The sequence below is a fragment of the Candidatus Westeberhardia cardiocondylae genome, from assembly GCA_001242845.1.
Classification (GTDB): Bacteria; Pseudomonadota; Gammaproteobacteria; order Enterobacterales; family Enterobacteriaceae; genus Westeberhardia; species Westeberhardia cardiocondylae.
On sequence record LN774881.1, the window covers coordinates 296,746 to 313,133 of the forward strand.

Genomic DNA, 16,388 nt, shown 5'->3' on the forward strand with positions numbered 1-16,388 from the left:
GTGTAAATAATATTTAGATTATATTTAATGAAAAATATTTCTTAATAAATATAAAATTTATTAATTAATAAAATTTAAATATATAATTTCACCAAAATTCAATTAATTTTTAAATATTAATTTAATGAAATACAAATCTTTATTATATTATCAATTTTCAAGAAATTTTTTTGTAAAATTTTTATTATAAGCAAAAAGTTAATATATAAACACAATTTATTATCTTGATTTTATTAAATTTAATTGCGAAAACGCATTTACTTTTACAGTAAAATTTAATATTTTAAATATTTAAGTTTAAAATTAATTAATTAATTTTAAATATAAAATCAATATTTTTGATTAAATAAAACTTTTAATTTTAATATAATTTAATGTATTTTGTCTATAAAAATATAATAATTATGATTTTTTAATATAATAAAAAATTTTTCTATTTTATATATTTTATTTGAATTAATAAATTTAACTAAATACTTTTTTTTAATTTTTTATAAAACTTATACATAAAACTTTAGCACTCTTCTTTAAATATTGTAACAATATACAAAATAAAAAAATTTAAAATATAATCTATTTATTTTATTTTAATACCCGGGGCGAGAATTGAACTCGCACAGCTACAAAAGCCGAGGGATTTTAAGTCCCTTGCGTCTACCTATTCCACCACCCGGGCATAAAAAATAAGACGCGTCCCGGAGTCGAACCGAGATTAAACGGATTTGCAATCCGGTACATAACCATTCTGCCAACGCGCCTTAAATATTTTCTGGTATAAACAAAAACTTTTATTTTCTAACACAAAAAATAATTTATTTTGTAAATTCAAAAAAAATAATAATAATTAAATTTAATTCTTAATATCATAGCGGGAGACGAGAATCGAACTCGTTCCCCAACCTTGGCAAGGTTGTACTCTACCTATTAAGCTACTCCCGCAAATTTTAAAAACTTAAAATTTTAATATACTAACATAAAATAATTTAATGAATCAAATATTAATAATTTTTTAATGATTAATAATATCTCTCCACACAATATACAAATATTGTAACATTGTTAAAAACGTCAATAACGTTGCAGTAAATAATAAATTAAATCCTATTTCTTCAGCTATTATATTTTTGCATAATAAAATAATTAAAGAAAACATTTGAAAACTAGTTTTTATTTTACTTATTTTAGATATTAATATAACATTTCTGGGGGTAAATTCTGCTATCCACGCCCGAATAAAAGCAATAAGCATTTCACGAATAATAATAATAGAAGCAGATAATGTAATATACCATAAATGAAACCGATCAACTATTAATATTAAAGCTGTAATTATCATGATTTTGTCTGCTATTATATCAAGAAAAGTTCCAAATTTTGTTGTTTGTTTCCAACGACGCGCTAAAAACCCATCAAACCAATCTGTTAATGATGCTGCAATAAAAAGTATTATGCAAAAAAATGATGCTGATTGAAAAGGAAGATAAAAAGTTAAAATAAAAAATGGAACCATAATAATTCTAAATAAAGTAAGTAATATTGGTAAATTAAATTGCATTTTATAAACCATTTAATGTGCAATATCAAAAAAATTTATCATTCTAAATTAATATATTAAATTATTAATCTTACATTTTATAAATTAAATTTATTTAATAACTAAAATCACAAAAAATTTTAGATAATTAAAATTTAGTAAATTATACAAAAACAACATTATATAAATTATCTTTTAAATAACATAATTGTATAAAAATTTCAAAATAAATTTTTCATATTTCAATATAGAATACAAATTTAATAATAAACATTTAATAAATTTTACTTTCACAATATAAAACTGTATAAATATATACAAAATTATATCTGTTCTTTATACAAAGATATTAGATTATAAATACTATGTAAAATTTTTTCAAAACTTTATATTATCAATATAGTTCAATATTCACAATATAATTTAATAACAAATAAATTTCATGAGCTCTAATTTTTAATTAGATTATTTTATATATAAATAAACTACAAAATTAACTATATAAAATTTAATAAATACAACTTACATCAACATACAACTAGAGTATTATATCATAATTAAATGGTATAATAAAAACAACTGGAAATATTTTCTGTTATCAAAATAAATCAATTTAACAAACATACTAACTACTATTTAATTATATACAAATGCATTTTTAAATTACATTCATATAATTAAAATTAATCTTATTTTTTATTTTTCTTTAATAGATTTTATAAATTTTTAAATTGGATTAGGAATATCAATAAAAATAACATTTAAATTATATTTCTTCATTAACCATTTCCCAAGTGCTTGAATACCAACGCGTTCAGTTGCGTAATGTCCAACCGAATAGAAATGTATTCTACCCTCTTTTGCCAAATGCATTGTTTCTTCAGAAACTTCCCCGCTAATAAATGCATCTAAATTATTTTGAATAGCTAATTTAATAAAATTTTGACCTTTACCTGTACACCAAGCAATTTTTTTAATAATAGAAGGAGCGCGCTCAAAAAAATGCCATACATGATAACAATGCAACGCTTCTTTTATGTTTTTATTAAACGCTATTCCATGAGAAGGAATAGAAAGTTCCCCTTGCATAACAAATTTCCCTAATAAACTAATTTTTTTTATTTTTAATCTTTTTGCTAATTGCGCATTATTTCCTAATTCAGGATGTATATCTAATGGAAAATGCCAAGCGTAAAGATTAATATTATTAGTTAATAGTGCTTGTAATCTTTTATATTTTATTCCTGTGATAACAGGAGAATCATTTTTCCAAAAACATCCATGATGTACAATAATAGCATCTGCATTACATTTAACAGCTATATCAATTAATTTTTTACAAAAAGTTACGCCAGTAACTATATTTTGTATATTTCTTCTCCCTTCTACTTGTAATCCATTCGGTGCATAATCATCATGCTGATTTCCGTCAATTTTTTGATTAACTAAAAATTCAAGATCAACATTTAACATAATATTTAAATTTATTATTTATAAAACGATATATTTTGTTTCTATATAATAGATATATTTATTATATATTTGTTTTGTTAAAAATAACTTGTTATATTATCTTTAAAAGAAAATATAATATTATTTATATAAATTATTTAATAAAAATGATATTAAATTGATAATTTTATAAAAATATTTTAATATTATTTCATAAATAATTCTAATATAAAAATTTTTTATTGAAACTTAATAATTTATAAATATATTTACAAATAATATTATGATTTTAATATAATACATAAAATTTGAATTAATTTAAATTTTATACAAATTTTATCATAAAAATTCCAATACAAACAAGAAATATATTTTTATATAATTTATAATTTTAATATAAATATATAAATCTATTTTATAATTTCATATAATATTTATGTATGTTAAAACAATTTTGTATTGTAATATTGAAATTAAAAATTGAATTCATTTAAGATCAAAATAATTTATTTAAATGTTTCAATAAATATAAAAAAATATTGTATCAACATATTGAACTATAAAATGTGTAATATATAAAATTTTATGTATAATGTAAATAAATTAATAAAATAATATCGTTATATTACACTAATTATATAATTTTAAAGTAAAATTTTCAAAAATTTATTTTACGTTTATAAATATATTATTTATATATTTATATAAAACAAAAAAATATTTTTATACATATAAAATCTAAATATAATTATTATACGAACTATTAAATTTCTTAATTTTGAATAATGCAAAACCAACTTTATTCAAAATAAAAAACATTAGTATAATATTTTGGAGAAGTGCCGGAGAGGATGAACGGGGCAGTTTCGAAAATTGCTAAAAATATTTTTCTAGGGTTCGAATCCCTACTTCTCCGAAAGATATATCACAAATTAACGAATAAATATATATTTAACAAATAATTTTAGTTATAAATTTTATTTTTAAAATAAAATATAGATATAAATTAAAATTTTAACAAAATTTAAATATTAAAATTAAATATTTATTGATAAAATACATATTTTAAAAAATATTTTATATTTATAAAATTAGTTTTTTAATATTCAACAATATGATACAAATCATGCACCCTTTATATACTGCAAAATCCTGGTACACAATATAGCTAAACCTAATAAACGAATTATAAGGATTATATAATGTTGAAAAAACAAGTAGGAATTATCGGAATGGCGATAATGGGATTTAATTTATCGCTAAATATAGAAAAACATGGATATAATGTGTCTATTTTTAACAGATCTAGAGAAAAAACTGATAAGATAATTTTCGAGAATCCAAAAAAAAAATTATTTCCTTATTACACAATTCAAGAATTTGTATTTTCATTGCAAAATCCGCGTTTTATAATTTTAATGGTGCAAGCAGGAAAAGTAACTGATTATTTTCTGGATTTATTAGAACCTTTTCTAGAAGAAAAAGATATTATCATGGATGGAGGAAATTCTTTTTATAAAGATACTATACGTCGCGAAAAAAAATTACTTAAAAAAAACATAAATTATATTGGGGCGGGTATCTCTGGAGGTGAAGAAGGGGCATTAAACGGTCCTGCAATTATGCCTGGTGGAAAAAAATACATTTATGAATTTATATCCCCAGTATTAAAGAAAATAGCTGCTAAAACAAGCAAAGGAGAGGCGTGTGTCACATATATTGGTCCAAATGGATCAGGACATTATGTAAAAATGATCCATAATGCCATTGAATATGCAAACATGCAATTAATTTCTGAAATTTATTTTTTGTTCAAAAAAATATTTAATTTTAATAATAATTATATAGCAAACATTTTTACAAAATGGAATCAAGGAGAACTGAACAGTTACCTGCTTAAAATTACTTGTAATATTCTTGTAAAAAAGGATGAAAAAAATGATTTTTTGCTTGACAAAATCTTAGATATTGCTGATAACAAAGGGACTGGAAAATGGGCTATTCATGAAGCGTTAGATTTAAATGAACCGTTAACCATTGCTACAGAATCAATATTTTCTCGTTATATTTCGGTATTAAAAAAAGAAAGAATACAAGCATCAAAAATATTCTTTGGAACAAAAAAAACAATCAAAAAATACCCTAAAAATATAAAAGTTTATATAGAAAAAATGCGAAAAGCACTATATTTAAGTATTATCATTTCATATACACAAGGATTTTCTCAATTAAGGAACGCGTCTAACACAAAAAAATGGAATTTAAATTGCAAAAAAATTGCAAAAATATTTAGAAAAGGTTGTATTATTCAAGCTAAAATTCTAAAAGAAATTATAAATTCTTATGAAAATAATATAAAAACCACTAATTTTTTTTTAGAACCTTATTTTAAAAATATTTCTAATACTTATCAACAATCTCTTCGTGATGTTATAATATATGCAATACAACACGGTATTCCAATACCAGCTTTATCTTCTGCAATTAATTATTATGATAATTATAGAACAAAATTTTTACCAAGTAATTTAATTCAAGCACAAAGAGACTATTTTGGTTCGCATTATTATCAAAGAATTGACAAAAGTGGAAACTTTCATACAAAATGGGCAGAATAACATATTCTAGTAATATATAAATTTCATATAAACACTTATTATATATATTTAAGTATTCAATAATAAAATATAAAACTTTTAAATATTTCATATATATTATATATTTATGATACTTAAAAACATAAAATATTAAAATTACAATTAATACTAGATAGACAATTTTATATAAAATATTTTATAACTTTATAATACAATATATAAATTATAAAAATATAATTATAAAACAAACTAAAATTTTATAAAAATGGATTTTAGAAATTGAAAATATATTTAAAATCTTAATAAATTTAAAATAAAAAATAATGTTACAAAAACTTTATTTCAATAGTATTTAAAAATAAAATTTTAAAATTTTAGTTTTTACAAAATCCAATTTTAACTTTTCATACTAATATTATTGATAAAATCTAATAAAAATTAATTTTAATATATTAAAAGTTAAATAAAATCATATTAAATAACAATTACCATAAATTTAACATTAATAATTTTATAAATTAAATTTTGCCCATACCGGAGCATGATCTGATGGTCTGCTCATTTTTCGAATATTATAGTCAATTCCAGAAAATTGTAAAAATTTAATGAGAGAAATTGAAGATAATAATAAATCTATACGCAATCCAACGTTTTTTTCAAAACCATTAAAACGATAATCAAACCACGAATATAAATCATTTTTCATGGGATTAAGATATCGATACGTATCAATTAATCCTACATCAAATAAACTTTTTATCCAAATTCTTTCCTCAGGTAAAAATGAACATTTACCACTATCTATCCAATATTTTTTATTTATTTTTCCTATCCCAATATCTAAATCTTGGGGAGCAATGTTCATATCTCCCATGATTAATAATAAAGGATTATTTTTATAAATATTCTTTAAATAAGAAATAAAATCTTGATAAAAAAATTTTTTCTGAAAATATTTAATGTTTTTTTTATTTTCCCCATTAGGAAAATAAGAATTAATTACAGTCAATATACCCTGAGGTGTATGAAATTTAGCTTGAATTATTCGTTTTTGAAAATTATTTTTTTCATTTAAAAAATCTTTGCAAATAAAAAAAGGTTTTTCACGAGAAAGTAAAGCTACACCATAATAACGTTTTTGCCCATTATAATACGCATGGTAATTATATTTTGATATCAATTCAATTGGAAACATACTATCGTGTATTTTGGTTTCTTGTAAACCAATTACATCTGGTTGTAATGTTTTAATTATGAATTCTAATTGATGAATATGCGCACGCAGCCCATTAATATTGAAAGAAACAAATTTCATATAAAAACTAAATATTCAATAAAATTTTTATATATAATTATATTTCTATCTATATAAAGAATATATTATTCACTATAATTTATTCAAAACATTTTAAATATTTATAAAAATTTTACAATTAATCTTTGAATACATTATATTTTATAAATATTTTAAAATGAAACACCAAAGTTTTATAATTATAGATAAAGTTCTTTAAAATACTTAAAATCAAATTAGTTATTTATTAATTTAATTTTTTCATTATTAAATGAAATTAAATTTTCAATAATTTTGATAAAATAATTACATAAATTATTTTATATTTAAAAGAAAGAATTTTTTAATATTATAATCTAAAATCTTCTAATGTTTTCTCTGTTTCATCTATAACTTTTTGATAATTTTTGAAGTTCTTCTTTGTCTTTTTTAAATTTTAATATTATCATTTTTATCTACATGTTAATATTTTGCAAGTTTTATAATACATTTATTTTTTCTAATAAATTTAGAAGAATTTTTTTGAACACAAAAATTCATTGAAATTAATTCCTTCAAAAATTAGTATCTCACTATACTTTTGTAATCTTCTCATTCTTATTATTTATTTTATTCTGTATTCGATTTTTTCCTTCTTTCGTTTATTTACAACAATTGCTAATTTTTAAAATTTCTTCTAAAGTTTCTAAATTACATCTTTTAAAACATGCTGGTAATATTTTAATATTATTAGAAATTTTTGATACTTCACTTATTTATATTTTTTCAAAATTGAAATTAATCTATTTAAATTTAAATAAATAAACATTTACTTTATTAATTTTAGTTATTCAATATTTCAATATATTATTGTATAATTCGCGTATTATAAAATATACTGTACAAAAATCTCTTAAATAAATATTAAAATATTAAAATTTATTAACACAAAAACAAATTATTTTTTTTGTGCATATCTAAAATATTTCAGAAAACATTTTACATTTAATAAATACTAAATAAACATCTCTAAAATATTTTAATAAAATACAAAAAATAAATAAATTCAATAAAATATTATGCTAACATAAAAATATTAATTTTATTAATTATATAAATAAAATTTACTACGTAAACATTATATAATCAAAACTTTTATTTAATCAATAGTTATTATATATTTTATAAAAAGATAAAAATTGAATTTATGGCAAAATTATATTTCTATTATTCTGCAATGAATGCCGGAAAATCTTCTGCGTTATTACAATCATCTTACAATTATAAAGAGCGGGGTATGAAAACTTTAATATTTACAACAGAAATAGATGATAGATATGAATATGGAAAAGTAAATTCTCGTATTGGACTATCTGCACGAGCAAAAATCTTTAATAAAGAAACTAATTTATTTTCAATAATAAATACAAAAAACAAAAAAAATACCATTCATTGTGTATTAATTGATGAATGCCATTTTTTAAATAAAAATCAAGTTGAAGAATTATGTAACGTGGTAGATATATTAAATATACCAGTACTTTGCTATGGTCTTCGTACAGATTTTCAAGCAAATTTATTCACAGGTAGTTTATGGTTATTAGCGTGGTCAGATAATTTAGTAGAATTAAAAACTATATGTTTTTGTGGAAAAAAAGCTAATCGAGTACTACGAATTGATGATAGAGGGGGGGTTATCCGAAAAGGAAAACAAATTTTAATTGGAGATAATAATCAATACTTGTCAGTATGTCGTAAACATTTTATACAAAAATAAACAAAAAATTTTAATAAATGTTCTAGATTTAATTTTATTTTACAAAAACTAATTTTTATAATTTTGTTTCTTAATTTTATTTAAAAAATTTATAACATATAGCTTATTATATTCACAACGTATCAATAAAAAAAATTCAACTCATAATGTTTTATGAACTTATTTAAATTAACTATTACAATAAAGGGCTAAATAGGTAAAAAAATCGTTCTACAATTTTTTTCCAATATGGCCTTTTTGACCAAGAAATAGCTTCAATTAATTTAGATCGAGAAATATATTTCTTTTGAACAAGAAAAAGATTTTTTCCAAAATCATTACTATCAATTATCAAAGTAATTTCAAAATTTAACCATAAACTACGCATATCTAAATTAGCTGTTCCAATCAAACTCAATTGATTATCTATTAAAATACTTTTAGTATGTAATAATCCTCCTTTAAATTGATAAATAAATACTCCTGCTTCTAACAATTCGGAAAAAAATACTCGACTCGCCCAATTTACTAAAATAGAATCATTACTAAACGGAATAATAATATACACTTTTACTCCCCTTTGAGCAGCAGAACATATTGCACATAGTAAATCGTTACTTGGAATTAAATAAGGAGTAGTAATTACTAATATTTTACGAGCTGAATAAATTGATGTTAATAATGCTTGATGAATTATTTCTTTTGGAAAACCAGGACCCGACGCAATAATATGCATAGTATGATTTGAAAATTTTTTAATAGAAAAAATATTGAATTTAATTGGAAAAAATAAAATACGCTTTCCAGTTTCTACTATCCAATCAAAAGAAAAAATCATTTTCATAACAATAGTTGCTGGACCTTTTATTCGTAACATAATATCTACCCATTTTCCTACTCCAACATTTTTTTTAAAGAACTTTGGATCAACCATATTCATACTTCCAACATAAGAAATATAATTATCAATTAATACCATTTTTCTATGTTGTCGTAAATCCATTCTACGATAGAATATATGCAATATATCAATATGTAAAGCTTTTACTATAATTATTCCAGCTTCGCGCATTTTATTAAAATAAATACTTCGAAAAAAATTCATACTACCAATAGCATCTAACATAATTCTACAATGCACACCGCGATGCGCTGCATCTATTAAAGCCACCATTACTTGATTTATTAAACCATCAACTTGCCAAGCGTAAAAAACGATTTCAATATTTTTTTTAGCTATTTTTATATCACAAATTAATTGTTGTATTATATCTTGCGTATTAATTAATAATTGTATATCGTTTCCAGTTAGCCCATGCATTCCTTGACGATACTTACACAATTCAAATACAGAATAAGCAACATCACTATTTTTCTCAGAAAAAATATATCGATATTTTTTTAAATTATTTATCCATTCTTTAAAAAAAAAAGAAACAATTTTGTTTCTTTTTTGTCTTTTTTTTTCAAAATTTAATTCTCCTAATAATAAATAAGCGACTATTCCTACAATAGGTAAAATATATATTGCCAATACCCATGCTGTGAATTCTGAAACTGAACGACGTTTAATAAATAATATTTTTATAATCTTGAATATTAACATCCAATATCCTAATAATAATAACCAATTGAAAATAATATGTACTATTATCATATATATAAAACCTTACTTCAAAATTATATAATAAAATTTCATAAAGATTTTATTTTTATATTGTAAAATATTAAATCTTAAATTCTTATAAAAAATTAACTTCAAAATAAAATATAAATTATTTAAATAATATATTTTATTAAATAACATATCTAATTATGAAATATTTTATTCCATACATAAAAATTTATAAATAAATTTTATTTTTAAAATATATAATAAACTCTTATACATACAAAATTTTAAATTTCTCAAAATTTTTCCAAAAAATTTACATCACTAAAATTAATACAAATATTCAATAAAATTTAAAAAAATACAATTTTGTTTGTTTTAATATAAAAAATAATGTCTAATTATATTTAAATTATTTTCAAATTCATATATATATGGAATGCCAGTTGGAATTTCTAAATTTAAAATTTCTTTTTCATTTAAATTATTTAAAAACTTTATTATAGCTCGAATAGAATTACCATGTGCAGAAATAATAACGCGTTTATTTTCTTGTATTTTTAACACAATATTTTTTTTCCAATATGGAATAACACGATTAACCGTCGATCGTAAACTTTCTCCCTTGGGTAATTTCTTTACGTTTAATTTAGAATAACGAATATCATTTCCTGGAAAACGATCATCTTTATTATCAATTTTAGGTGGAGAAACAGAAAAACTACGCCTCCACTGTTTAACTTGTTTTTCCCCATACTTCATTATAATTTTATCTTTATTTAACCCTTGTAAAGAACCATAGTGCCGCTCATTTAGTTTCCAGGATTTTTCAACAGGTATCCAGGCTTGATCTAATTCATCAAGAATTATCCATAATGTATGTATAGCTCGTTTTAATAAAGAAGTATAAGCAAAATCAAAAAAATATCCCCTTTTTTTTAAGAGAATTCCAGCGTTTTTTGCTTCAATTTTACCTGTTTCGGATAAATCAATATCAGTCCAACCTGTAAATTTATTTTCATAATTCCACTGACTTTCTCCATGTCTTATTAAGACCAATTTAGTAATATTCATATTACATTTTTCCTTAAAATAGTTAAATTCTAACATTTAATAATTAATAATTAATATCCAACATTAAATAAATAATTTATAAAATATTATGATTATTGTAAAATAAATAGTTTAATTATGCTATAATTAGTTATTAAATATTTAGTTTATTAAAATTTCAACATTGTTATTAATATAACACAAAGTTAAATATTTTCTTATTTATTTAAAAATATTATAAAACGCTATATAAAGTCTGAACGCAAATTTCATAAATAACATATATTTCTTTAATAAATCTATAATTATTGTTTTAATTATTTAAAATATAAAACAAAATACACATTTACAAATTAAATAAAATATATGATGAAATAATTTAAATTTTAAAATTATAAAAATTTTTAATAAATTTTTAAAAAATATACATGTTAATAATATTATCTACATATTATAAAATATAATAGATAATTATTTTTAATATATAAATTTTAAATTAAATTTTATAAATTTATTATTTCATTAACTTAAAAAATTTTATATGGAACTTGTTTTAAAAATGAATATTCATATACTTGTTTTATTAAATGAACTTTCTTAAATAACTTTGATAAATTCATATAAAATTAAGAATTCATGGTTAAATCAATATTAATTTTAATATTGTATATATTGAATCAAATAATAAACTAATTTATATTAAATGATGCACTAGTTTGAATAATACCAATATTCATATAGAATTACTAAATATTACTTATTTTGTTTAATAAGTTTTATTTTACTCCACCAATAAAATAATTTTTTATAATTTAATATTTAATAAATTGATATGAAAACTAAGCTTATTTATATTGCTAATTTTAAAAGCAAACAAATATTCATTTTTAAAATGAGTCATTTTCATAAAAATATAGAATTATTACAAATTATAAATATTTGTGGAAATGGAAGATTTATAAAAATTAATCCAAAAAAAAAATATTTATATCTTGGAACTCAATTTCCACCTAAAATAATAACTTATCGAATTAACAAATTCGGTTTACTTACTCAAGAAAATTCAATAAAATTACAAAATAATCCAACACATTTTACAATCAATCTTCAAGGAAATATGTTATATTGCGCTTCATATACTGGTAATTCTGTAACTATACATCCTATTAAAGATGGAAATGTATGCAAAAAAAAACAAATATTAAACAACTTATTAACTTGTCATTCTGTTAATATTGATTTTATAAATAAAAATCTATGGATTCCCTGTTTAACAATAAATAAAATATATTTATACCCCATAAATGAAACAGGTTATTTAGAAGAAAGTACAATAAATTTTATAGAAATGCAAAACAACCCTGGGCCTCGTCATATGGTATTTCATAATAAAAAAAATTATGCTTACATTATAAATGAATTAAACGGAACAGTTTCAATTATTTCTACAAATAAATTACTCATTATACAAACAATTAGTATTCATCCTACAATTTCTAAAAATGTTTCAAGTTGGTCTGCAGAAATTTATCTTACTATAAATAATAAATGGTTATATTGCACAGACAGAGCCACTAGCACTATTAGTTGTTTTTCAGTTTCTGAAAAAGGAGACGAATTAGTATTAATTTACTATAAAAAAACAGAAAATCAACCTTATAACTTTGATATTGATGTAACAGGAAAATTTTTAGCAATTATTGGAAAAAATTCACATTGTATGTCAATTTACAAAATTGACTCAAAAACAGGAAAGTTAACTACATATTTTAGAAAAAAAGTCGGAAAAGAACCTATAAGCATATGTTTTTACAATTAAACAAATAATATTAAAAAATATTGTCTGATTTTATAAAATATACATATAAATTTTATTCACCAACTTAAATTTTACTAATTTGAAAACTTTTAAAAAAGTTTTCTAAATGACTTTACTTATATATTTATGTAAATATATCTAATTTTATCAAAAATTTCTATTTTACATATTAAAAATTTATTTATCTGCTAATATAAAATTAAATATTTTGATAAATATAAATTATACGCTAATCAAAAAATGAACAAATACCATATAAACAATATTTATATAAATACTGAAAATATACAATAAAAATATTTTATTAAAATTTTTTATTTAATAAAATTTTTAAATATACACAAAAACCTTATGAGATTTAAAAATTATATTGTTTCCTAATAAAATAATTTTTAAAATTGTATGAGAAATATTTATATTTAATATTTATAATTTAATAGTTAAATAATTATTATTAAATAAATTTATTTGCAAAATATATGCGTATTGATGAACTTCAAAACTAAAATTGAAATTTTTCCAAATTATTACTTTATCAAAATTTAATCTTAAACAAACATACCAACAGTATTTAAACCACAATCAACATGCAAAATTTCTCCAGTAATACCAGAAGAAAAATCTGAGCACAAAAAAGACGCCACATTTCCAATATTTTCAATAGTAACAAGACGGCGAAGAGGGACAACAGTTTTACAATAAGATAACATTTTTTTAAATCCTTTAACCCCAGAAGATGCTAGAGTATAAACAGGGCCGGCTGAAATAGCATTTACTCTTACACCTTGTTTACCCATAGAATTTGCCATATAGCGAACATTAGCTTCTAACGAAGCTTTAGCAGGGCCCATAACATTATAATTAGGAATAAAACATTTAGAACCTAAATATGTTAATGTAACTAAAGATGCAGTGGAACTTAACATATTTCTGCAAGCTTTTGCCATCGCAATAAAACTATAACTACTTATATCATGAGTAATAAAAAAATCTTTTTTAGTAATGGAATTTACATAATCATCAAATAATTGTTTTTTTGGGGCATAAGCAATAGAATGAACAAATCCATCATATTTTGGCCAAATTTTATATAATGAACTAAATAACATATAAATAGCATTATCATCTTGTACATTACAAGGAAAAACAATATTAGAATTAAAATTCATAGCAAATTTTTCTACTCTTGATTTTAATCTTTCATTTTGATAGCTAAATGCTAATTCTGCACCTTCTTTATGCATTATCTTAGCAATTCCATATGCAATCGAATGATTATTAGAAATTCCGGTAATTAAAAATTTTTTTTTTTCAAGAATTCCCATATGTAACCAAAATTTAAAATAATTTAATTATAATATTTTATTATAACCAAAAATAAGGAGTGTGTTAATTATAAAATTTAATTTTTATTTACATATTTTAAATTAAAATATATTGATATTACTTAATCAATATTTACTTAATAAATTAAATAAGCTACTTAACATTAAGTAAGATTGCACAAATTATTTTCAATCTCTATATACAAATATTTAAATTTAAATTATTTAATTAAGCATAAAAATAATTTTTTATTAAATAAAATTAATTTTCAAAAATTTATTTATGGAAAATATTTATACATCAAATACTTTATATGTTAAAATTATTTAAATAAAATTTATGTAAAAATATAATCAATACAAAAAAAAATCTACAAATAATAATATATTAAAAAATCTTTTATTTGTAAAAATTTTGATATTTTAACAAAATTAAATTTTTATAATCATTATGAAAATTTTACAAAAATATTTAGATAACAAATAATCAGTAACATTATTATTAAGCGAAAATATATGCCTTTAATTAATGCATTATCTATTGATACCACAACAAAAATTTGTTCTGTATCTTTATTAAAAAAAGGAATTTATTTTAATAAATCTTGCGTTAGTTTAAACAAACACACAAAATATGTTTTAAAAATAATAGATCAATTATTAATAGAAGCAGAAATCACAATTAATGATATTAATCTTTTGGCTTATAATCGCGGTCCTGGAGCGTTTACTGGGATTCGACTTGGAATTAATATTATACAAAGTATAGCACTAGTTGCAAATATTCCAAAAATAGGAATATCAACATTGATGATATTAGCTCAAAGAGCTTGGAAAAATACTGGGTGTTCCAAAATATTAACCGCAATAAATGTAAAAAATAATGACATCTATTGGACAAAATATACAAGAAAAAAACATGGAGTATGGTTTGGGGAAAAAAATGAAAAAATTACAAAATTTGAAAAAATAATAAATTTATTACCAAAATTAAAAAATTCTTGGATATTTACAGGAAATATCTGTGAAAAGTTTGAAAATCACATACGTAAAAAACTACGATTTATTTCCGTAAATAATTTCTTACCTCATGCAAAAGATATTATACCATTAGCAATAAAAAAAATAAACTTTAGAAAAAATGCAACTGAAGTAGAAAAAATACATCCTATTTATCTGAATAATATATAATTCCCTTTTATTGTGTAATATTTTAAATTTATTGAAATAAAATAAAATTTTACTTAAATTATTTTTAAATATAATTATAATGTATTACTTCGTAATGCAATTTAATTTTAGAATTAACACTATAAATATTTATCATAAATTTTTTAATATTAATTACAAATACTAAAATTCTATTTATACGAAATTACATAATATAAATATTATAATTATTTTTTATTATATTTAAACATAATTTAATACACACAGAATAATTTCAAAATAAAATAGATCAAAAAATATATATTCATTATTTAGAAACTTTATGACTTAAAATAAAATTTATTTAATTTTCAAATTTAAAATTATAATATTCACCAGATATTTTAAAATTAAATATGAATCTTCTTAATATTGATGAAAAATTTAAAAATATAATTCAAAAAAAATAATTTACAATATTTTAAATAATTTTAAACATTTATTTTCATATTAAAGTAACGTATAATTATTTCATATTAATAAAAATAATAATATAACTTTAAAAAAATGAATCATTTGTAATTTATATTAATAAATTTAAAAAAAATCAATACCATAAAATTTCAATTCTAATAATACAAAATATAAAATTCAATTGCAAAAAAATAAAGATTCAGTTTATATTTTACATTATAATTGTTCCTTAAAATTGTTAAAATAACGTTTTTATAAAATTTTAATAAATGTATCAAATTTATTAATAATCATTTATAAACTAGGATTTAAATCTTAGATATTTAACACAAATTTTGTAGTAT

General features: G+C 19.9%; 10 protein-coding genes and 4 tRNA genes. 5 read left to right on the forward strand and 9 right to left on the reverse strand.

What is annotated here, in order from left to right:
• Nucleotides 1-591: 591 nt before the first annotated feature.
• The 5 genes from WEOB_RS01205 to WEOB_RS01225 form a co-directional block, all read right to left on the reverse strand.
• Nucleotides 592-676 (reverse strand) — tRNA-Leu (locus tag WEOB_RS01205).
• A gap of 10 nt (nucleotides 677-686) precedes the next feature.
• Nucleotides 687-758, reverse strand: a tRNA-Cys gene (locus WEOB_RS01210).
• A gap of 109 nt (nucleotides 759-867) precedes the next feature.
• Nucleotides 868-939 (reverse strand) — tRNA-Gly (locus WEOB_RS01215).
• Between the two features lie 70 nt (nucleotides 940-1,009).
• On the reverse strand, nucleotides 1,010-1,555 hold the full coding sequence (pgsA, locus tag WEOB_RS01220; RefSeq protein ID WP_281263741.1) for a CDP-diacylglycerol--glycerol-3-phosphate 3-phosphatidyltransferase: 546 nt from the start codon (nucleotides 1,553-1,555) through the stop codon (nucleotides 1,010-1,012).
• A 705-nt stretch (nucleotides 1,556-2,260) separates the two neighbouring features.
• Nucleotides 2,261-3,007, reverse strand: a complete 747-nt coding sequence (locus tag WEOB_RS01225) for a Nif3-like dinuclear metal center hexameric protein (protein ID WP_281263742.1) — start codon at nucleotides 3,005-3,007, stop codon at nucleotides 2,261-2,263.
• Nucleotides 3,008-3,819: 812 nt separating this feature from the next.
• On the opposite strand from WEOB_RS01225, the gene WEOB_RS01230 reads away from it, so the two are divergent.
• Nucleotides 3,820-3,902 (forward strand) — tRNA-Ser (locus WEOB_RS01230).
• A 286-nt stretch (nucleotides 3,903-4,188) separates the two neighbouring features.
• Complete coding sequence (gndA, locus tag WEOB_RS01235) at nucleotides 4,189-5,604, forward strand: NADP-dependent phosphogluconate dehydrogenase (RefSeq protein ID WP_281263743.1); 1,416 nt, start codon at nucleotides 4,189-4,191, stop codon at nucleotides 5,602-5,604.
• Between the two features lie 490 nt (nucleotides 5,605-6,094).
• Here the strand turns inward: gndA and xthA are convergent, their stop codons facing one another.
• A complete protein-coding gene (gene xthA / locus WEOB_RS01240) occupies nucleotides 6,095-6,898 on the reverse strand; it encodes an exodeoxyribonuclease III (RefSeq protein ID WP_281263744.1) in 804 nt (267 codons plus the stop codon).
• A gap of 1,165 nt (nucleotides 6,899-8,063) precedes the next feature.
• Between xthA and WEOB_RS01245 the strand changes: the two genes are divergently transcribed.
• Nucleotides 8,064-8,633, forward strand: a complete 570-nt coding sequence (locus tag WEOB_RS01245) for a thymidine kinase (RefSeq protein WP_281263745.1) — start codon at nucleotides 8,064-8,066, stop codon at nucleotides 8,631-8,633.
• A 175-nt stretch (nucleotides 8,634-8,808) separates the two neighbouring features.
• On the opposite strand, the gene cls is transcribed toward WEOB_RS01245, so the two are convergent.
• Entirely contained in the window at nucleotides 8,809-10,269 is a 1,461-nt protein-coding gene (gene cls / locus WEOB_RS01250; RefSeq protein ID WP_281263746.1) for a cardiolipin synthase, read from the reverse strand.
• Between the two features lie 333 nt (nucleotides 10,270-10,602).
• On the reverse strand, nucleotides 10,603-11,298 hold the full coding sequence (gene gpmA, locus WEOB_RS01255; RefSeq protein WP_281263747.1) for a 2,3-diphosphoglycerate-dependent phosphoglycerate mutase: 696 nt from the start codon (nucleotides 11,296-11,298) through the stop codon (nucleotides 10,603-10,605).
• A gap of 811 nt (nucleotides 11,299-12,109) precedes the next feature.
• Between gpmA and WEOB_RS01260 the strand changes: the two genes are divergently transcribed.
• Nucleotides 12,110-13,096 carry a beta-propeller fold lactonase family protein gene (locus WEOB_RS01260; RefSeq protein WP_281263748.1) on the forward strand — a complete coding sequence of 329 codons (987 nt, stop codon included), beginning with the start codon at nucleotides 12,110-12,112 and terminating at the stop codon, nucleotides 13,094-13,096.
• A gap of 548 nt (nucleotides 13,097-13,644) precedes the next feature.
• On the opposite strand, the gene WEOB_RS01265 is transcribed toward WEOB_RS01260, so the two are convergent.
• Entirely contained in the window at nucleotides 13,645-14,421 is a 777-nt protein-coding gene (locus WEOB_RS01265; RefSeq protein ID WP_281263749.1) for an enoyl-ACP reductase FabI, read from the reverse strand.
• 516 nt (nucleotides 14,422-14,937) lie between these two features.
• On the opposite strand from WEOB_RS01265, the gene tsaB reads away from it, so the two are divergent.
• Complete coding sequence (tsaB, locus tag WEOB_RS01270; protein WP_281263750.1) at nucleotides 14,938-15,612, forward strand: tRNA (adenosine(37)-N6)-threonylcarbamoyltransferase complex dimerization subunit type 1 TsaB; 675 nt, start codon at nucleotides 14,938-14,940, stop codon at nucleotides 15,610-15,612.
• Nucleotides 15,613-16,388 lie beyond the last annotated feature (776 nt).